Source organism: Pseudarthrobacter sp. L1SW, assembly GCF_020809045.1.
In the GTDB taxonomy this organism is placed as follows: domain Bacteria; phylum Actinomycetota; class Actinomycetes; order Actinomycetales; family Micrococcaceae; genus Arthrobacter.
Genome location: NZ_CP078079.1, coordinates 2,017,865 through 2,036,170 on the forward strand (window position 1 = coordinate 2,017,865; position 18,306 = coordinate 2,036,170).

At 64.8% G+C, this 18,306-nt stretch carries 18 protein-coding genes; 15 read left to right on the forward strand and 3 right to left on the reverse strand.

Going from position 1 to position 18,306, the window contains the following annotated elements; genetic code table 11:
- The first annotated feature begins 109 nt into the window (after positions 1–109).
- Together KTR40_RS09240 and KTR40_RS09245 are read left to right on the forward strand one after the other, a co-directional pair.
- On the forward strand, positions 110–1,414 hold the full coding sequence (locus tag KTR40_RS09240; RefSeq protein WP_228405969.1) for a M20/M25/M40 family metallo-hydrolase: 1,305 nt from the start codon (positions 110–112) through the stop codon (positions 1,412–1,414).
- Positions 1,415–1,425: 11 nt separating this feature from the next.
- Positions 1,426–2,586 carry an acyl-CoA dehydrogenase family protein gene (locus KTR40_RS09245; RefSeq protein ID WP_228405970.1) on the forward strand — a complete coding sequence of 387 codons (1,161 nt, stop codon included), beginning with the start codon at positions 1,426–1,428 and terminating at the stop codon, positions 2,584–2,586.
- A 1-nt stretch (position 2,587) separates the two neighbouring features.
- Here KTR40_RS09245 and KTR40_RS09250 read toward each other — a convergent pair whose 3' ends face one another.
- Positions 2,588–2,821 (reverse strand): DUF5703 family protein, encoded by a 234-nt coding sequence (locus KTR40_RS09250; protein ID WP_139029176.1) that lies wholly within the window; start codon positions 2,819–2,821, stop codon positions 2,588–2,590.
- Between the two features lie 40 nt (positions 2,822–2,861).
- Here KTR40_RS09250 and KTR40_RS09255 point away from each other — a divergent pair, with 40 nt between their 5' ends.
- Positions 2,862–3,128, forward strand: a complete 267-nt coding sequence (locus tag KTR40_RS09255; RefSeq protein WP_104997960.1) for a hypothetical protein — start codon at positions 2,862–2,864, stop codon at positions 3,126–3,128.
- Between the two features lie 24 nt (positions 3,129–3,152).
- On the opposite strand, the gene KTR40_RS09260 is transcribed toward KTR40_RS09255, so the two are convergent.
- Complete coding sequence (locus KTR40_RS09260; RefSeq protein ID WP_139029177.1) at positions 3,153–4,088, reverse strand: aldo/keto reductase; 936 nt, start codon at positions 4,086–4,088, stop codon at positions 3,153–3,155.
- 52 nt (positions 4,089–4,140) lie between these two features.
- Between KTR40_RS09260 and KTR40_RS09265 the strand changes: the two genes are divergently transcribed.
- Both KTR40_RS09265 and mshC read left to right on the forward strand, forming a co-directional pair.
- Positions 4,141–4,974: an undecaprenyl-diphosphate phosphatase gene (locus KTR40_RS09265; protein ID WP_104997962.1), complete on the forward strand. Its 834-nt coding sequence runs from the start codon at positions 4,141–4,143 to the stop codon at positions 4,972–4,974.
- Between the two features lie 15 nt (positions 4,975–4,989).
- On the forward strand, positions 4,990–6,267 hold the full coding sequence (mshC, locus tag KTR40_RS09270; RefSeq protein WP_228405972.1) for a cysteine--1-D-myo-inosityl 2-amino-2-deoxy-alpha-D-glucopyranoside ligase: 1,278 nt from the start codon (positions 4,990–4,992) through the stop codon (positions 6,265–6,267).
- A 9-nt stretch (positions 6,268–6,276) separates the two neighbouring features.
- Here mshC and KTR40_RS09275 read toward each other — a convergent pair whose 3' ends face one another.
- Positions 6,277–7,182, reverse strand: coding sequence for a PAC2 family protein (locus KTR40_RS09275; RefSeq protein ID WP_139029179.1), 906 nt, complete (start codon positions 7,180–7,182; stop codon positions 6,277–6,279).
- Positions 7,183–7,333: 151 nt separating this feature from the next.
- On the opposite strand from KTR40_RS09275, the gene KTR40_RS09280 reads away from it, so the two are divergent.
- The 10 genes from KTR40_RS09280 to KTR40_RS09325 all read left to right on the forward strand — a co-directional run bounded on the left by KTR40_RS09280 (position 7,334) and on the right by KTR40_RS09325 (position 18,218).
- Positions 7,334–8,077 carry an HAD family phosphatase gene (locus KTR40_RS09280; protein WP_228405974.1) on the forward strand — a complete coding sequence of 248 codons (744 nt, stop codon included), beginning with the start codon at positions 7,334–7,336 and terminating at the stop codon, positions 8,075–8,077.
- Positions 8,070–9,236, forward strand: a complete 1,167-nt coding sequence (locus KTR40_RS09285) for a site-2 protease family protein (RefSeq protein ID WP_228405976.1) — start codon at positions 8,070–8,072, stop codon at positions 9,234–9,236. Before KTR40_RS09280 ends, KTR40_RS09285 begins: the two co-directional genes overlap by 8 nt.
- Positions 9,237–9,329: 93 nt before the next feature.
- A complete protein-coding gene (locus KTR40_RS09290; RefSeq protein ID WP_228405978.1) occupies positions 9,330–10,397 on the forward strand; it encodes a tRNA (adenine-N1)-methyltransferase in 1,068 nt (355 codons plus the stop codon).
- 82 nt (positions 10,398–10,479) lie between these two features.
- Positions 10,480–12,231, forward strand: coding sequence for a proteasome ATPase (gene arc / locus KTR40_RS09295; protein WP_139029183.1), 1,752 nt, complete (start codon positions 10,480–10,482; stop codon positions 12,229–12,231).
- A complete protein-coding gene (dop, locus tag KTR40_RS09300; RefSeq protein WP_228405980.1) occupies positions 12,228–13,898 on the forward strand; it encodes a depupylase/deamidase Dop in 1,671 nt (556 codons plus the stop codon). The genes arc and dop overlap by 4 nt, the downstream gene beginning before the upstream one ends.
- A gap of 85 nt (positions 13,899–13,983) precedes the next feature.
- Complete coding sequence (locus tag KTR40_RS09305) at positions 13,984–14,187, forward strand: ubiquitin-like protein Pup (protein ID WP_104187137.1); 204 nt, start codon at positions 13,984–13,986, stop codon at positions 14,185–14,187.
- A gap of 80 nt (positions 14,188–14,267) precedes the next feature.
- Positions 14,268–15,089 carry a proteasome subunit beta gene (gene prcB, locus KTR40_RS09310; protein WP_228405982.1) on the forward strand — a complete coding sequence of 274 codons (822 nt, stop codon included), beginning with the start codon at positions 14,268–14,270 and terminating at the stop codon, positions 15,087–15,089.
- Position 15,090: 1 nt separating this feature from the next.
- Positions 15,091–15,801, forward strand: a complete 711-nt coding sequence (prcA, locus tag KTR40_RS09315; protein ID WP_228405984.1) for a proteasome subunit alpha — start codon at positions 15,091–15,093, stop codon at positions 15,799–15,801.
- A 13-nt stretch (positions 15,802–15,814) separates the two neighbouring features.
- A complete protein-coding gene (gene pafA / locus KTR40_RS09320; RefSeq protein WP_139029187.1) occupies positions 15,815–17,179 on the forward strand; it encodes a Pup--protein ligase in 1,365 nt (454 codons plus the stop codon).
- Positions 17,180–17,291: 112 nt separating this feature from the next.
- Positions 17,292–18,218: an FKBP-type peptidyl-prolyl cis-trans isomerase gene (locus KTR40_RS09325; RefSeq protein ID WP_139029188.1), complete on the forward strand. Its 927-nt coding sequence runs from the start codon at positions 17,292–17,294 to the stop codon at positions 18,216–18,218.
- The last annotated feature ends 88 nt before the right edge of the window (positions 18,219–18,306 follow it).

An 18,306-nucleotide genomic window follows, 5' to 3' on the forward strand; every position in this document is an offset into this window, starting at 1 on the left:
GAAAAACTCTAACATGAACTTTCACCAAACATGGAATCGGGCCAAGTGGGTAGGCTGGGGGCAGCGATTCAGCACGTTCCCAGCGCCATTTCCAAGTGAGGAGCTTTCCATGCCTGACGTCCTGCCCGAGGATGAAGTTGTCCGGATCTGCCAGGAACTTATCCGGATAGATACCTCAAACTACGGTGACGGTTCGGGGCCGGGGGAGCGGGCGGCGGCGGAGTACGCCGCAGGGCTGATCGAGGAAGCAGGCCTGGACGCGGAGATCTTCGAGTCGGCGCCGGGGCGGGCCAATGTGGTGACGCGGATGGCCGGTGAGGACCCCTCCGCGAGCGCGTTGGTGGTGCACGGCCACCTGGACGTCGTACCCGCGCTGCGGGACCAGTGGTCCGTGGACCCGTTCGGCGCCGAACTGAAGGACGGGCTCATCTGGGGCCGCGGCGCCGTCGACATGAAGGACATGGACGCCATGATCCTCGCCGTCCTGCGCAGCTTTGCCCGCACAGGCAAAAAGCCCAAGCGGGACATCATCTTCGCCTTCTTCGCGGACGAGGAAGCGGGCGGCGCCTACGGAGCCCGCTACGCGGTGGACAAGCGGCCTGAACTGTTCGAAGGCGCCACCGAAGCCATCTCCGAGGTAGGCGGCTTCTCGGCCACCATCGGAGGGCAGCGCACCTACCTGCTCCAGACCGCGGAAAAAGGCATCTCGTGGCTCCGGCTCGTGGCCCACGGCAGGGCCGGCCACGGCTCCCAGATCAGCACCGACAATGCGGTGACCCGGCTTGCCGCCGCCGTTACCAGGATCGGTGAGTACAAGTGGCCCATCGAGCTGACGCCCACCACCCGGCAGTTCCTGGACGGCGTGACCGAACTCACCGGCGTGGAGTTCGACGCCGAGAATCCAGACGTCCTGCTGAGCCAGCTGGGGACGGTGGCGCGCTTTGTGGGCGCCACCCTGCAGAACACCACCAACCCCACGCTGCTCAAAGGCGGCTACAAGCACAACGTCATCCCGGAATCCGCCGAGGCACTGATCGACTGCCGGACCCTTCCCGGCCAGCAGGACCACGTCCTGGAGATCGTGCGCGAGCTGGCCGGTGCCGGCGTTGACGTCAGCTACGTCCACAACGACGTCTCGCTGGAGGTCCCCTTTGCCGGCAACCTGGTGGACTCGATGATCGACGCGCTGCACTCCGAGGATCCCGGTGCGAAGGTCCTGCCCTACACGCTCTCCGGCGGCACGGACAACAAGTCGCTGAGCCGGCTGGGCATCACAGGCTACGGTTTCGCGCCCCTGATGCTCCCCGACGACCTCGATTTCACCGGTATGTTCCACGGCGTGGACGAGCGCGTGCCTGCCGACTCCCTCAAGTTCGGTGCCCGGGTGCTGAACACCCTCCTCACCAACTACTGAGCCGGGCCGCCATGACTCCGGAGGAAATCCTGCCGGACGCGTTGCTGGAACAGATCCGCGGGCGCGCCGCCGGCTACGACAGGGACAACGCCTTCTTCCACGAGGACCTCCGGGACCTGGCCGCGGCCGGCTACCTGAAGCTTTTTGTTCCAGCGTCCGACGGCGGTGCCGGGCTTGGCCTCGAGGCGGCAGCGCAGTGCCAAAAGAGGCTGGCAACGGCCGCCCCCGCCACCGCACTGGCCCTCAACATGCACCTTGTCTGGACCGGCGTCGCGCATGTCCTCGGAGCCCGCGGCGACGACTCCCTGGACTTCGTGCTCAAGGAAGCGGCCAACGGCGAGATCTTCGCGTTCGGCAACTCGGAGGCCGGCAACGACGCCGTCCTGTTCGACTCCCGGACCTCCGCCGAACCCCTGCCCGACGGCGGCTACTCCTTCACGGGAACCAAGATCTTCACCAGCCTCTCACCTGTATGGACGAGGCTGGGTATCTTCGGGAAGGACCCTTCCGGCCGGGACGGCGAGGGCGAACTGGTCCATGGCTTCATCACGCGCCAAACGCCCGGATACCGCATCCTCGACGACTGGGACACCCTTGGGATGCGGTCCAGCCAGTCCTGCACCACCGTCCTGGACGGCGCCAGGGTTCCGTCCGGGCGGATCTTCCGCAAGATTCCCGTCGGCCCCAGCCGTGACCCCCTGATCTTCGCTATCTTTGCCTGTTTCGAGACGCTGCTGGCCGCCGTCTACACCGGGCTGGGGGAGCGGGCCCTGGCCGTCGGGGTGGAAAACGCCAGGCGCCGCACCTCGTTCAAGAACGGCGGGCGCAGCTACGCCCAGGACCCGGACATCCGCTGGAAGGTGGCCGATGCCGCCATGGCCATGGATAGCTTGTACCCCCAGTTGCGTGCGGTCACAGCTGACGTGGATTCCCTTGTGGACCATGGACCGCAGTGGTTTCCCAAGCTGGTGGGCCTGAAAGTCAACGCCACGGAAACGGCGCGGCGCGTCGTGGACCTGGCCATCCGCGTCAGCGGCGGATCCAGCTATTTCCGGGGATCCGAACTGGAACGGCTGTACCGGGACGTACTTGCCGGCATGTTCCATCCATCCGACGACGAGTCTGCCCACAACACAGTGGCCAACGCCTGGTTGGGTCCGCTCGAGGACTGACCTAGACCGTCCTTTGGACCTGCATTACCCGGCGGCGGAGCCAAAAGCGCCGTCCTCCGCCCATGTACAGCTTGCTGCGCTCCAGCTCCCACTTGCCGTACTCGGAGTGTTCCACCAGGCGGCGCCGTGCCTCATGCAGGGAATCGACAGGACTGACGGTCAGTACGAGGTACTCGTACTGCCTCAAATAGTCCCGTTCCCGCTGGACCGAGCTGGTGAGAAATTGTTCCTTCATTTGCTCTCCATTTTCGTCCTTTTCCGGCTAACGTGAAGTCATGAGCATCGATCCGCGTGTCGCGCTTCAGTCCTTGACCACCGCTTTGGAAGAACACCTTATAGCAGCATCCAACCGCCGCGGAGATGGTGACCCCTCCGTGGAGGCAGCGTTTTTTGCAGTCGCAGACGCCTTCGAGGTTTATGAGGACGCACTCTATGAGGCTTATAACGAGGTCACGCCGCTCCAGGTTTTTGATGACGAGGACGAGGAAGACGACGAGAGCGACGTGGACGACGACGAAGACCTTGAAATCGTCCAGGAGTAGGACCGCGGACCCAGTGCAGGGGACCTAATGCTGCGCTGACACGTCCTCCAGGGCCCTGGCAATTTCAGGCGGCAGCGGGGTGAGCTGCGCATCCACCAGTTCCTTCAGCTGGGCAGGCGTCCGTGGGCCCACGATCGCCGTGGCAACACCGTGCTGGGACAGGAGCCAGCTGAGGGCTACGTCCTGGGGTGTCCGTCCCAGGCCTTTGGCGGCCATGCAGACAGCTTCCACCGTCCGGGACGGCTGCTCCTCCAGGTACGGCTCAACGTACCCGGCCTCGGTTGCGGAGGCTGCCCTTGATCCGGACGGTATGCTGCCGCGGTACTTGCCCGTCAGTACACCGCGGCCAAGCGGTGCCCACGCCATGAGGCCCATACCGGCGTCCTCAACAGCAGGAATCAGTTCGGCTTCAGGCCTGCGCTGCAGGAACGAGTACTCCGCCTGCGCGGCCACAAGGGGGAAACCGGCGATGGCTGCCGCCTTCGCCGCCTGCCAGCCATTGAAGTTGGAAACCCCCACATACCGTGCGCGGCCGGTGCGGAGAGCGAACTCCAGAGCGGACAACGTCTCCTCCAAAGGCACATTGCGGTCCCAGGCCTGCGCGAACCAGATATCCACGTAGTCGGTGCCCAGCCTCGCGAGGCTGGCGTCAAGGCCGGTGAGCATCGCGTTGCGCGACGTGTCCACGCCGCGGCGGCCATCGGGCGTCGTCATTCCCGCTTTGGTGGAGATGGAAATCTCCGTCCGGGCCACCACGTCGCCCAGCATGGAACCGATCAACGCCTCCGAACGTCCGTCCGCGTACGAGGCAGCGGTATCGACGTGCCGGCCGCCGGCATTGAGGAAGGTGCGCAACAACTCAGAGGCGTCCTGTTCGTCCGTTTCGCCGGCCCAGGACATGGTGCCGAGGGAAAGGGCGGAAACTCGCAATCCACTGTTGCCGACGTAGCGCTGCTGCATAGCAGCAAGCTTACGGGCAGAACCGGCGCTGCCCATGACGTAGGGTCTTAGCGTGAACTGGTTTGAGGCGGCCCTGCTGGGCCTAGTGCAGGGACTGACCGAATTCCTTCCGATTTCATCGAGCGCGCATCTTCGGATTGTGGGGCAGTTCCTGCCCAATGCCGAGGATCCCGGCGCCGCTTTCACCGCCATCACCCAGCTGGGAACCGAGACGGCGGTGCTCATCTACTTCTGGCGGGACATCGTCCGGATCGTGAAGGCCTGGGCCGGTTCACTCACCGGAAAAGTCTCCCGGCAGGACCCGGATGCCCGGATGGGCTGGCTTGTCATTCTGGGCAGCCTCCCCATCGTGATCCTTGGCCTGCTGTTCCAGGACCAGATCGAATCAGTGCTCCGCAGCATGTGGATCGTGGCCACCATGCTGATTGTATTCGGCCTTATCCTGGCGGTTGCCGATGCCGTGGGCAGGCAGGAACGCGACTTGAGCCGCCTGACGTACAAGCACGGCATCCTCTACGGCTTCGCCCAGGCCATGGCCCTGATCCCCGGCGTGTCCCGGTCCGGCGGCACCATCACCGCCGGCCTCCTGATGGGCTACACCCGTGAAGCGGCTGCACGGTACTCCTTCCTGCTGGCCATTCCAGCTGTTTTCGGCAGCGGCCTCTTCCAGCTGTACAAGACGGTGTCCAAGGAAGGCATTACCGGCCCCTACGGTTTGCCGGAAACCGCCCTTGCCACCGTCATCGCCCTGGTGGTGGGCTACATCATCATCGGCTGGTTCCTGAAGTTCGTTTCCACGCGCAGCTACCGGCTGTTCGTCTGGTACCGGATCTTCCTGGGGCTGGCGCTGTACCTCCTGCTCGGTTTCAATGTCATCAGCGCCTAGCACTAGGCTTGGCGTGTGAAATCCTGGATATCCCGCCCCGTTCCCGACGTGCCCGGAAGCATGCCCGCGCTCCGGCTGTTCGACACCGCTTTGGGGCGCGAGGTCGTCCTGGAAGACGAGGGACGCCCCTCCATGTATGTCTGCGGCATCACGCCGTACGACGCCACCCACATGGGGCACGCCGCCAGCTACGTGGCGTTTGACCTCCTGAACCGGGCCTGGCGGGACGCCGGCCACGAGGTCGACTACGTACAGAACGTCACTGACGTCGACGATCCGCTCCTGGAACGGGCCACGGCCACCGGTGTTGACTGGCAGGAGCTCGCCGCCAGCCAGATTGAGCTCTTCCAGACGGATATGGAAGCACTCAACGTCCTCGCTCCGGACCACTACGTGGGCGCGGTGGAATCCATCGGCCTGATAGTTCCGGAGGTGGAACGCCTTGTCAGCCTGGGGCTGGCGTACAAGGTGCAGGGCACCAACGGCGAGCCTGACGGAGATGTCTATTACGACGTCGAAGCGGCCGGCAAGCAGTCCGTCGCACCGGACGCGTGGACACTTGGATGCATCTCCGGGCTGGCCGAGAGCGAAATGCTTGAGCTGTTCGCGGAACGCGGCGGCGACCCCGGACGGGCAGGAAAGCGGCAGGCACTTGATCCGCTGCTGTGGCGGGTGGAACGCGAAGGTGAGCCGAGCTGGCCTGGCGGCAGCCTGGGCGCCGGCAGGCCCGGCTGGCACATTGAGTGCACGGTGATCGCACAAAAATACCTGCCCTCGCCGTTCACCGTTCAGGGCGGCGGCTCGGACCTGATCTTCCCGCACCACGAGATGGGTGCCGGCCACGCCTATTCACTTGCCGGCGTTCCGCTCGCCCGGCACTACGCCCACGCGGGCATGGTGGGCCTGGACGGCGAGAAAATGAGCAAGTCCAAAGGCAACCTGGTGCTCGTGTCGAAACTCCGGGCAGCGGGGGAGGACCCCGCCGCCATCCGCCTCGGCATCCTTGCCCACCATTACCGCTCCGACTGGTCCTGGACGGAAGATGGATTCCAGGACGCAAAGTCGGCCCTGGCCGCGTGGCGCAGTGCGCTGGCCCACGCTCCCGAGGGGTCTGCCCTCCCGCTTATCGCAGAGATGCGGGCAGCGCTGGCCGCCGACCTGGATGCCCCGGCTGCCGTCGCTGCAGTATCCCGCTGGGCGGAGTTGGCCAACAACGCCGCCGGGCCGGCAAGTCCTGCGGACCAGGCCATGGTCAAGGCCGCGGTGGACGCCCTGCTTGGTGTGGTTCTCTAGGCCACCCGCTCAGGGGCGGTCCTGGCCCCGCCGCTTGAGATAGCGCTCAAACTCGCGGGCAATTGATTCACCGGTAGCTTCGGGAAGGTCCGCCGTGTCCTTGGCTTCCTCCAGCTGGCGGACATACGCGGCGATTTCGGGATCTTCCGTGGCGAGTTCGTCCACTCCCCGTTCCCAGGCATCTGCCTCCTCTGCCAGCTCGTGGGTGTCCAGCGGCACCTGAAGCAGCTCCTCGATGCGGTGCAGGAGCGCCAGCTGCGCTTTCGGCGACGGCGCCTGGGCGACATAGTGGGGGACTGCCGCCCAGAGCGAGACGGTGGGGAGTCCCGCCAGCAGGGCCACCTCCGAGAGCACGCCAACGATTCCCACCGGGCCTTCATACTGCGAAGCTTCCAGGTTCATGCGCTCCCGCAGCGGGGCGTCATCAGAAGAGGTGCTGACCGGAATGGGCCTGCTGTGCGGAACATCCGCCAGCAGCGCCCCGACCAGGACAACATAGTCAACATTCAGCGCCTCGGCGTGCACCAGGAGCTCCGCGGTGTAGGCACGCCACTTGTAGGACGGCTCGGTCCCCTGGACAAAAATGACGTCCACGTTCGAATCCGGCGCGCTGGCCTTGTAAATCCGCGTTGAGGGCCACTTGATTTTGCGTTCACCGGCAGCATTACGGCGGACGGTAGGCCGCGTGAACTGGAAGTCGTAATACTCGTCCGCGTCTATGGACGCCACCTTCTTGCCGCCCCACAGTTTGTTCAGGTAGCGCAACGAGTCACTCGCCGCTTCCCCGGCGTCGTTCCAGCCTTCAAAGGCGGCAAGCATCACTGTCACGCGCTGTCCGTCAGCGACCGGCTGCAGGAACCGCTCCTGTTCGGGTCCGGCACCCGGTTCGGCGGTGTCTCCCTCGAAGCTATTCATTTCTTCACCCTACGTCCAAGGACCACGGCTGTGCATTGAATGAAGCGCCGCAAAATCCCCCAAAAGCAGGGTGGACAGCATGAAGGAGCCCAATATTCGCCGAAGGCGTAGCCGTCAGCCCGCGTCCAGGCTGTCCCCGTAGACTGGGGGCATGCGATTGCCAGCCGACAGTTCCCCGCTCAAAGCCGTCCTATGGGACATGGACGGGACGATTGTTGACACGGAGCCCTACTGGATTGCTGCCGAGCATGCACTGGTGGAAGCCCACGGCGGAACCTGGTCCCACGAGCAGGCCATGCAGTTGGTGGGACAGTCGTTGACCTTTTCCGCGGGCATCCTGCAGGAGGCCGGCGTCGACCTTGAAATACGCGAGATCATCGACACCCTGACCGGGGCCGTCATCAGCAGCGTGCAACGCCAGGTGCCGTGGCGGCCGGGTGCGCGCGAACTCCTCGAAGAACTTCACCTTGCGGGGGTGCGCTGCGCCCTGGTCACCATGTCCGAGGGCCCGCTGGCCCGCCAGGTAGTGGCCAGCCTTCCGCGGCCCTACTTCGAAGTCCTCGTAACCGGAGACACTGTCGCCCAGGGCAAGCCGCACCCGGAGGCGTACCTGACCGCCGTCGAATGGCTTCAGGACTCGGACCCGGACCTTGCCATCCACCATTGCGTCGCCCTGGAGGACTCAGGGCCGGGTGTGGCGGCTGCCGTGGCGTCCGGCGTGGCGACCGTCGCCATCCCGCACATCGTCCCGCTTCCCGAGGATGACCGCTACACACTTTGGGACTCCCTGTCCGGCCGCTCGGTAACGGACCTTGAATCCCTGGTGCTCGCCGGTCCTGCCTCCAACGGGTTTGTCCCTGCGTCAGCACGTCCGCTGGGGATCTCCGGTGGCTGAAACCGGTGCGCCGAGCCGGCGCGAGGGCATCCCGCTGGGGAGGATCGCCGGCGTGCCGGTGGTGCTCGCGTATTCGTGGTTTGTCATCGCCGCCTTCACGGTGATCGTGTATGGCCCCGTCCTGGGTCAGGAGAACCCGGCGCTCGGCGCCAGCGCGTACATCGTGGCGTTCGCCTACGCCGTCCTGCTCCTCGTCTCAGTCCTGGTCCACGAGCTCGCCCACGCCCTGACCGCGAGAATCTACGGCTGGCCGACGCAAAAGATTGTGCTCAACCTCTGGGGCGGGCACACCCAGTTCGAGAGCTTTACCGCCACGCCGGGACGGTCGGTTCTGGTGGCACTTGCCGGGCCCGCCGCGAACTTCGTCCTGGCCGCCGGCGCCTGGCTGGTGCTCGGCACGGCGCCCCTCGGCAGCGTTGCCGAAATCCTCACCAATATCTTCATGTGGGCGAACTTCCTGATTGCCGTGTTCAACGTGCTCCCGGGACTTCCCCTTGACGGAGGGCGCCTGGTCGAATCCGTCGTATGGAAAGTAACCGGAAGCCAGGCAAAGGGTACTGTGGCCGCTGGCTGGGGCGGCCGCATCATAGTCGTCGCCATCTGTTACTGGTTTATTGCCCGGCCGCTGCTGGCCGGAGCGTCCCCGGACTTCAGCCTGCTGATGATCACCGTCCTGGTAGGCAGCTTCCTTTGGATGGGGGCCTCGGCTTCCATCCAGCAGGGAACCCTCCGCGGGCGGCTCCACCTTGTCAGCGCCGCAGGCCTTTCGACGCCGGCCACCGGGCTGCCCGCCACAGCAACCGTGGAGGAAGCCCTCCGGCATGATGGTGCGGGCGCTTCATGCCTGGTGGTCTGCGGGCCGGATGGCCGGCCGGAGGGAGTTGTGGATGCCGCCGCCCTGTCCTCGGTTCCTGCACACGCCGCCGCGTCAACCCCCATCACGGCTGTTTCCTTCGCCCTGGCACCAGGCGCCTACGTTCCTGAGTGGTCGAAGGGGCAGGAGCTGCTCCAGTTCCTGTCCCAGCTCGAAGGGCGGCACTACGCTGTGGTGGACCACAATGGCAAGGTGACCGGACTTCTTTCCCAGGACGCAGTCCTGGCTGCCATCACCGGAAAACCCCGGCGGCCGGATACACGCCGGCAGGGCCAAAACCGGTAGAGTTACCTGCCGGCCGGTGCATTGCCGCCGTAGAAGCCGGATTGTCTGCAACGGGACATCCAGGCGCCGTGTTTTACAGGAGCGAGGAAATTCATGAGCAGCGAAACTGCCGTCAACGAGGCCACAGCAGCCTCCGGCCAGTCCGGAACTGCCGCCGGCGGCCCGCAGCCCGTGGGCGCCGCCCGCCGTCGTGGTCCCTTCCGCGAAGGCGAGCGTGTCCAGTTGACCGACGAGCGCGGCCGCATGAACACCATCACTCTTGAGGGCGGCGGAGCGTTCCACACGCACCGGGGCTTCCTGAACCACGATGACATCATCGGCAAGGTGGACGGCTCGGTGGTTGTCAACAACGTTGGCCAGCAGTACCAGACCCTGCGCCCCCTGCTCTCCGACTTCGTCCTGTCCATGCCGCGCGGAGCCGCAGTGGTGTATCCCAAGGACGCCGGACAGATCGTGACGATGGCCGATATCTTCCCCGGTGCCCGCGTCGTGGAAGCGGGCGTGGGCTCCGGCGCCCTGTCAATCTCCCTGCTCCGCGCGGTCGGCGACCAAGGGTACCTCCACTCTTTCGAGCGCCGCGAGGAATTCGCGGACATCGCCCGCGGCAACGTCGAGACGATTTTCGGCGGGCCGCACCCCGCGTGGCAGATCTCCCTGGGCGACTTCCAGGACGAGGTTGTCCGGAGCGAGGCGCCGGGTTCCGTGGACCGGGTGGTCCTGGACATGCTGGCTCCCTGGGAATGCCTGGATGCGGTGGCCACCGTCCTGGCACCCGGCGGCGTCTGGATCAACTACGTGGCCACCGTTACCCAGCTTTCGCGCACTGCCGAAGCCATTCGGGCGGACGGCCGGTTCACTGAACCCGATGCGTGGGAATCCCTGGTGCGGGGCTGGCACCTCGAAGGACTCGCCGTCCGGCCGGACCACCGGATGGTGGCGCATACGGGGTTCCTGCTGGTAACCCGGCGCCTCGCCGACGGCGTTACCGGCATCTCCGTAAAGCGACGCCCCTCCAAAACCGACTTCAATGAAGAGGACGTCAACGCCTGGACGCCGGGCGCGGTGGGGGAACGGCAGGTCTCCGACAAGAAGCTCCGGCGAGCCGCGCGGGACGCCATCGCCGGAACGAACGTCAAGGATGAGCCCGAGGTCACGAAGTAGTCCATATTTCGGGAGTCGCCATCCCTACCTGCCGTGTTGGGGCTAATGTCTTAATAGAAGCGCAGGAAGGGGCTGATACATCATGGAGACGCCAAACCAGGACTCCGGACGTACACCGGCAGAGCAGTCTGCCGCCAATGACCTCTCGGTTGCCGACCGCCAGGTCAACATCCTCCGGGACAAGCTCAGGCATATTGACCGCCAGTTGGCTGCGGCAACGCAGAACAACACCAAGCTGGTCAGCATGCTTGAAACCGCGAAGGCCGAGATCCTCCGGCTGAAAAACGCGTTGGACCAGGAGGGGCAGCCGCCCTACAGCTTCGGTACCATCCTCCAGTTGAATCCCAAGCGGCAGCCCTCACCGGGCAGCAGCGGACAGGCGGCAACCGAGGAGTCGGTGGACATCTTCAACGCCGGGCGGAAAATGCGCGTGGGCATCAGCCCCCTGGTCAACATCAACCAGCTGGCCGTGGGCCAGGAGGTCCTGCTCAACGAGGCCCTCCTTGTGGTTGCCGGACTGGGATACGAGCGGGCCGGCGAGCTGGCCACGCTCAAGGAAATGCTCGGTGCCGACCGCGCCCTGGTGGTGGGGCGTGCGGATGAGGAGCGGGTTGTCCGGCTTTCCGGAGCGCTCCTGGCAGAAAAACTCCGCGTGGGCGATGCCCTGTCGGTTGACTCAAGGACCGGCTACGCGCTCGAAAAGGTGCCCCGCTCCGAGGTGGAAAACCTCGTGCTGGAAGAAGTTCCTGACATCACCTACGAGGACATTGGCGGCCTTGGGCCCCAGATCGAGCAGATCCGGGACGCCGTCGAACTGCCGTTCCTCCACCCCGACCTCTACCGGGAACACGGCCTCAAGGCTCCCAAGGGGATCCTGCTGTACGGTCCTCCCGGCTGCGGCAAGACGCTCATTGCCAAGGCCGTGGCCAATTCCCTGGCCGCCCGCGCCGCGGAGCGTTCAGGCAACGTTGACCTGAAGAGCTATTTCCTCAACATCAAAGGGCCGGAACTCCTCGACAAGTACGTCGGCGAGACCGAGCGCCACATCCGGCTGATTTTCTCCAGGGCACGCGAAAAGGCCTCCGACGGCAGCCCGGTAGTGGTGTTTTTCGACGAAATGGACTCCCTCTTCCGTACCCGCGGCACCGGGATTTCGTCCGACGTCGAAACAACCATCGTGCCGCAGCTGCTCAGCGAGATCGACGGGGTGGAGCGGCTGGACAACGTGATCGTCATCGGCGCGTCAAACCGTGAGGACATGATCGATCCGGCGATCCTCCGGCCGGGCCGGCTTGACGTCAAGGTCAAGATCAACCGTCCGGATGCGGAGGCTGCCGCTGACATTTTCAACAAGTACATCACTCCGGACCTGCCGTTCCATGAAACGGACCTCGCTGAGCACGACGGCGATGTCCAGGCCACGGTGGACGCCATGGTCCAGCGCACGGTCGAGGCCATGTACTCCACGGACAAGTCCAACGAGTTCCTGGAGGTCACCTACGCCAACGGCGACACGGAAATGCTCTACTTCAAGGACTTCAACTCCGGTGCCGTGGTGCAAAACGTTGTGGACCGGGCCAAGAAGTATGCCATCAAGGACCTCCTCACGACGCACCAGAAGGGCCTTAGGATCGAGCACCTGCTGCGCGCCGTCGTGGACGAATTCCGCGAGCACGAGGATATGCCCAACACCACCAACCCGGATGACTGGGCTCGGATCTCGGGCAAGAAGGGCGAGCGGATCACATACATCCGCACCATCGTCCAAGGCAAGGCAGGCCAGGAACCCGGCAAGTCGATCGAAACCATGCCGACCACAGGGCAGTATCTATGACGGCTGCACCGGAACCCGCGGCCGGGGGAACCCTGCCGGCCGGCGGGGCCATGCGGGTGATGGGGGCGGAAACCGAATACGGCATCCATGCTCCCTCCGCCCCTACTGCCAATGCCACAATGATGAGCGCCAGGGTGGTCCAGGCGTATGCGCAGGTAACCCGGCAGCGTGCCGCCGGTGGAGCGGAGACCCGCTGGGACTACACGGATGAGGAGCCGCTGCACGATGCCCGCGGCTGGACAGTGGACCGCGGCTCAGCGCATCCGAGCCAGCTCACCGACCAGCCGCCGGTGCTTGACGCGGAGACGGTGGCACTGGCCTACGGGCGCGAGGAGCTGGAGCTCGACGGGCAGGACGAGTCCGGAACGCTGCTGATGAACATGGTCCTCGGCAACGGCGCGCGGCTGTACGTGGACCACGCCCACCCCGAGTACTCCAGTCCGGAGGTGACCAGCCCCCGCGACGCCGTTAAGTGGGACGCCGCCGGAGACCTGGTGGCGCTGGCCACGGTGCGCCGGCTGGCAGCAGATCCAGGCCTTCCCCCCGTCAACCTCTACAAGAACAACACGGACAACAAGTCGGTGTCCTACGGCTCGCACGAGAACTACCTCATGCCGCGTTCCGTCCCCTTCGGCGACATTGTGCGGGGCCTGACGCCCTTCTTCGTGAGCCGCCAAATCCTCTGCGGATCCGGGCGGGTGGGAATCGGCCAGGACAGCTCCACCCCGGGGTACCAGATCAGCCAACGTGCCGATTTCTTCGAAGCGGAAGTGGGCCTGGAAACCACCATCCGCCGGCCCATCATCAACACCAGGGACGAGCCGCACGCGACGGCGGACAAGTACCGGCGCCTGCACGTCATCATCGGCGATGCAAACCTCAGCCAGGTTTCCAACTACCTGAAGTTCGGAACCACTGCCATGGTCCTCAGCCTCATTGAGGCGGGCCTCGCTCCGAAAATCGAAGTGTATGAGCCGGTGTCCGCGCTCCAGGCGATCAGCCACGATACGACGCTCACCGCAAAGCTGCGGCTGCTGGACGGCAGGCGGGTCACGGCCCTAGACCTCCAGTGGATGTACCACGAGGCTGCTGCCAAGCTGGCCCAGGACACCGGGGTCGGGGACGCAGTGGACGGGGACGGCCACACGCACGAAGTCCTGGAGCGTTGGGCTACCGTCCTGACCCAGCTCGACAACGACCGGGCCGCGGCTGCTTCCTCGGTTGAGTGGCTTGCCAAACTGTCGCTGCTCGACGGATACCGTGAACGCGACGGGCTGGAGTGGAACGACGCCAGGCTCGGCCTCGTCGACCTCCAGTGGGCTGACATCAGGCCCGAAAAGGGGCTCTACTACAGGTTCCTCGCCCGGGGCAGGATGCAAAGAATCCTTGAAGACGATGCTATTGCCGCGGCCGTCACTGAACCGCCCGCCGATACCCGCGCGTACTTCAGGGGCAAGTGCATCAGCAGCTTCGGCAAGGACGTCGTGGGCGCCAGTTGGGACTCCGTCATCTTCGATGTCCCAGGATACGGCCGGCTGCAGCGGGTGCCCACCAGGGAACCGCTCCGGGGAACCAAAGCCCTTACCGGAGCGTTGTTTGAACGCTACCGGGACGCGGGCCCGTTCCTCGCGGAGCTTCTGGGACATAACGCTCCGCCTGCGGCGTAAACCGCCCCGGTTGGCCCACACCGTGGCAGGATGGGCATATCGGAGGATCCGCCGGATCCGAAGACGGATATAAGGAGGGGTAGCAATGGCAGGCCAGGAGCAGCAGCAGCCGCAGTCACGCGACAGCCAGGTCGAAGAGGACATTCCCGAGGCGCCTCCCGCACCGCCTGAGGCGCAGGCCTCGGCATCAACGGAAGGCGTGGACGACCTCCTCGACGAGATCGACGGCGTCCTCGAATCCAATGCGGAAGAATTTGTCCGGGCGTTCGTCCAAAAGGGCGGTCAGTAACCCGGACCGGAGGCTGGCGGAAGCCGCGGACGGCCCGAATCTGTACCGACGTTGAAGTACCACGTTCAAGGAGTGCATGAGTGCAGGAATCAACCGCCAACCAGGTAGCCGCCAACGCCACCTCATCGTTCACCGAACACCTGCAGCGGGACCGGCCCGAGCTTCTGCCCTACAACCGGTCCCTCCAGGCAGGCGCGCCCGCCGCCGCCCCGTTGCAGGTTCCGCATGCCACCACGATCGTGGCGATGAGCTATGACGGCGGTGTCCTGATGGCGGGGGACCGGCGGGCCACCATGGGCAATGTCATAGCCAGCCGGCACATCGAAAAGGTGTTTCCTGCCGACCGCTACTCCGTCCTGGGGATCGCGGGGACCGCCGGCATCGCGATTGACCTCACCAGGTTGTTCCAGGTGGAACTCGAGCACTACGAGAAGATCGAGGGCACGCTCCTCAGCCTTGAAGGCAAGGCAAACCGGCTTGGCGCCATGATCAGGGGAAACCTCCCGCTGGCACTGCAGGGACTCGCAGTGGTGCCGCTCTTCGCCGGGTTCGATACCAGCGCCGGTGAGGGCCGGCTGTTTTCCTACGATGTCACCGGCGGCCGCTACGAGGAACGTGAGCACCACACGGTGGGATCCGGATCCGTTTTTGCACGCGGCGCCCTGAAGAAGCTCTGGCGGCCTAACCTTACGGCGGCAGAAGCCACCGCCGTCGCGGTTGAATCCCTTTACGACGCCGCCGATGACGACTCGGCCACCGGTGGTCCTGACACAGTGAGGCAACTCTGGCCCGTCATCTACACCGTGGACAGCTCAGGGGCCCGGCGGGTTCCGGACAGCGAGCTGGCAGCTGCTTCGAGGAACGTCATCGAAGCCCGCACCATCGCTGGACGGGAGGCCTAAGATGACGCAGCAGTTCTACGTATCACCCGAGCAGCTGATGAAGGACCGTGCGGACTTCGCACGGAAGGGCATCGCCCGCGGCAGGTCGGTCGTCGTCGTCAGCTGCGAGGACGGCATCGCGCTTGTTGCGGAAAACCCCTCCCCGTCCCTCCACAAAATCGGTGAGATCTACGACAAAATCGCCTTCGCCGCCGTCGGCAAGTACAACGAGTTTGAAAGCCTCCGCCAGGCCGGGGTCCGCTACGCCGATGTGCGCGGATACTCCTACGACCGCGAGGACGTGACGGCCAGGGGACTGGCCAGCGTCTACGCGCAGAGCCTTGGCGCGGTGTTCACCGCCGAACAGAAGCCCTTCGAGGTGGAGCTTGCCGTGGCGGAGGTTGGCCCCACCCAGGCGGAGGACCACCTGTACCGGCTGACCTTCGATGGATCAATTGCAGACGAACACTCCTTTGTTGTGATGGGCGGCCAAGCAGATAAAGTCTCGTCCATAATCGGCCAGGGCTGGCGCAGCTCGCTGAGCTTCGCAGACGCTGTGCGCCTGGCGATGGCGGGACTGGTTCCGCCGGGCGAGGGGGAGGAACCGGCGAAGGCACTGCCGGCTGGAGCGCTGGAGGTGGCGGTCCTGGACCGGCAGTCGGAAAGCAGCCGCGGATCAAGGCGTGCGTTCCGCCGGCTCACTGACGCAGAGATCACTGCATTGCTGGCCTAGGAGGACAGGACAGATGGACAAGAGAATTTTCGGTATCGAAACCGAATTCGGCATCTCGTATTCGAGCCCCGACTCGAGGCCCCTTGCCCCCGAGGAGGTGGCCCGGTACCTCTTCCGGAAAGTCGTTAGCTGGGGGCGTTCCTCCAATGTCTTCCTGACCAACGGCTCACGGCTCTACCTCGATGTGGGGTCCCACCCGGAATATGCCACCGCAGAGTGTGATGACCTGGCGCAGCTCATTGCCCATGACCGGGCGGGGGAGCTCATCCTTGATGACCTTGTGGACGAGGCACAGGCCCGCTTGGCGGCCGAAGGGTTCAACGGAACGGTATACCTGTTCAAAAACAACACGGACTCGGCCGGAAACTCGTACGGCAGCCACGAAAACTACCTGATTCCCCGCCGCGGCGAGTTCTCGCGGCTGGCGGAAATCCTGATCCCGTTCCTGGTCACCCGCCAGCTGATTGCGGGCGCCGGCAAGATCCTCAAGACGCCACATGGGGCAACGTATGCCTTCTCGCAGCGGGCTGACCATATCTGGGAGGGCGTGTCCTCAGCCACCACCAGGTCCCGCCCCATCATCAACACCCGCGACGAGCCGCACGCGGACGCGGAATTCTATCGTCGCCTCCACGTCATCGTGGGGGACTCGAACATGTCCGAAGCCACGGCCATGATGAAGATCGGCACCGTGGACCTGGTGCTGCGGATGATCGAGGCCGGGGTGATCATGCGGGATATGCGCATGGAGAACCCCATCCGAAGCATCCGTGAAATTTCCCACGACCTCAGCGGCCGCGCACTGGTCCGCCTGGCGAACGGCCGCCAGCTCACCGCACTCGAAATCCAGCAGGAATACCTGACCAAAGTCACGGCCTTCGTCAAGGAGCACGGGGCCCATAACCCCCACGTCCCGCTGATCCTGGACCTCTGGGAACGCACCCTCAAGTCCATCGAAAGCGGCGACTTCCGCAGCATCGACACCGAAATCGACTGGGCCATCAAGAAGAAGCTCATGGACAATTACCGTGAGCGCCATGGACTGGGCCTGGACGCGCCGCGGATTGCCCAGCTGGACCTGACGTACCACGACATCTCCCGCAGCCGAGGCCTCTACTACCTGCTTCAGTCCCGTGGTGCTGTCCGCCGCATTGTTGATGACACAGTTATCAAGGACGCCGTGGACGTCCCGCCCCAGACAACCCGGGCAAAGCTGCGCGGGGACTTCGTGCGGCGAGCCCAGGAACTGGGCCGGGACTACACCGTGGACTGGGTGCACCTGAAGCTGAATGACCGGGCACACCAGACCATCCTGTGCAAGGATCCCTTCCGCAGCGTTGATGAGCGTGTGGATGCGCTGCTTGACTCTATGGGCTGACACCCAGCTTCAGGGGCTATTCTGGATAGGGCCCTTTATCAGGGCCCGGCGCGATGCCTGCCGTTGCCATGCGGAACATCGCATCCATCCTGCCCCGACGAAAGTTTTCTACGTGCGCCGACTACTAGCAATCCTTCTTCCCGGCCTGCTGCTGCTGACCGCCTGCGGCGGGTCAACCGCAGAGCCGGAACCCACCAGCGTATCCGCCGGTGAGACTGCCAAGTTCGACTCCCTCAAACTGACCGACAACGGGGACAAGAAAGCTCCCGGTGTTGAATTCACCAAGCCGTTGGAAGTGGCAGAACCCACCATCAAGGTGATCACCGAGGGCAGCGGCGAAACGGTCAAGGCCAACCAGGTCGCCAACATCTCCATCCTCGCCCTGAACGGCACTGACGGCACCACGCTCGAGGACACGTTCCCGGGTGAACCGGAACCGCTTGAGCTGAACGAGGAGCTGAAAACCGGCAGCGAGGTCATCTACAACGCATTCGTCGGGTCGAAGGTGGGCTCCAGCCTGGCACTGGCTGTTCCCGGCCAGGCGGCATCAGCCGGAGCCGAAGCCCAGCCCACCCAGCTCCTGGTCATCAAGGTGCTGTCCGCGGAGGATGTTGCGCCGGTCCTGGAAAAGCCCGAGGGCGAGACCGTGACCCCGCCGGCAGGATTGCCCACCGTCACCGAAAAGGACGGCATCCCCGAGATCAACGTCGAAGGCGTAGCCGCTCCCACAGCCTTGGTGTCCCAGGACCTCATCAAGGGCACCGGCGCCACCGTGAAGGAATCCGACACCCTGACCGTCAACTACGTGGGCGTCACCCTCGTTGGCGGTACCAAGTTCGATTCAAGCTTCGACCGGGGCGAACCCGCAAGCTTTCCGCTGACCGGCGTCATCAAGGGCTGGACCCAGGGCCTTGCCGGCAAGACCGTTGGTTCCCGCGTCCTCCTGGTCATCCCCAAGGATCTTGCCTACGGAGACGCCGGACAGGGCGAGGCCAAGGGGGACCTCGTCTTCGTAGTGGACATCCTCGGGGCGAAGTAGCAACACTTACAGTCGGGCCGCCGCTTCGCCGGCGGCATCGATCAGCAGCACCCCACGTGAGCAGCAAGACACGAGCAGCACTGACCCT

Bases quoted from the DNA above. Each gene is read 5' to 3' on its own strand.
- KTR40_RS09240 (WP_228405969.1), top strand. From the start codon at position 110: ATGCCTGACGTCCTGCCCGAGGATGAAGTTGTCCGGATCTGCCAGGAA.
- KTR40_RS09245 (WP_228405970.1), top strand. From the start codon at position 1,426: ATGACTCCGGAGGAAATCCTGCCGGACGCGTTGCTGGAACAGATCCGC.
- KTR40_RS09250 (WP_139029176.1), bottom strand. From the start codon at position 2,821: ATGAAGGAACAATTTCTCACCAGCTCGGTCCAGCGGGAACGGGACTAT.
- KTR40_RS09255 (WP_104997960.1), top strand. From the start codon at position 2,862: ATGAGCATCGATCCGCGTGTCGCGCTTCAGTCCTTGACCACCGCTTTG.
- KTR40_RS09260 (WP_139029177.1), bottom strand. From the start codon at position 4,088: ATGCAGCAGCGCTACGTCGGCAACAGTGGATTGCGAGTTTCCGCCCTT.
- KTR40_RS09275 (WP_139029179.1), bottom strand. From the start codon at position 7,182: ATGAATAGCTTCGAGGGAGACACCGCCGAACCGGGTGCCGGACCCGAA.
- KTR40_RS09280 (WP_228405974.1), top strand. From the start codon at position 7,334: ATGCGATTGCCAGCCGACAGTTCCCCGCTCAAAGCCGTCCTATGGGAC.
- KTR40_RS09290 (WP_228405978.1), top strand. From the start codon at position 9,330: ATGAGCAGCGAAACTGCCGTCAACGAGGCCACAGCAGCCTCCGGCCAG.
- arc (WP_139029183.1), top strand. From the start codon at position 10,480: ATGGAGACGCCAAACCAGGACTCCGGACGTACACCGGCAGAGCAGTCT.
- dop (WP_228405980.1), top strand. From the start codon at position 12,228: ATGACGGCTGCACCGGAACCCGCGGCCGGGGGAACCCTGCCGGCCGGC.
- KTR40_RS09305 (WP_104187137.1), top strand. From the start codon at position 13,984: ATGGCAGGCCAGGAGCAGCAGCAGCCGCAGTCACGCGACAGCCAGGTC.
- prcA (WP_228405984.1), top strand. From the start codon at position 15,091: ATGACGCAGCAGTTCTACGTATCACCCGAGCAGCTGATGAAGGACCGT.
- pafA (WP_139029187.1), top strand. From the start codon at position 15,815: ATGGACAAGAGAATTTTCGGTATCGAAACCGAATTCGGCATCTCGTAT.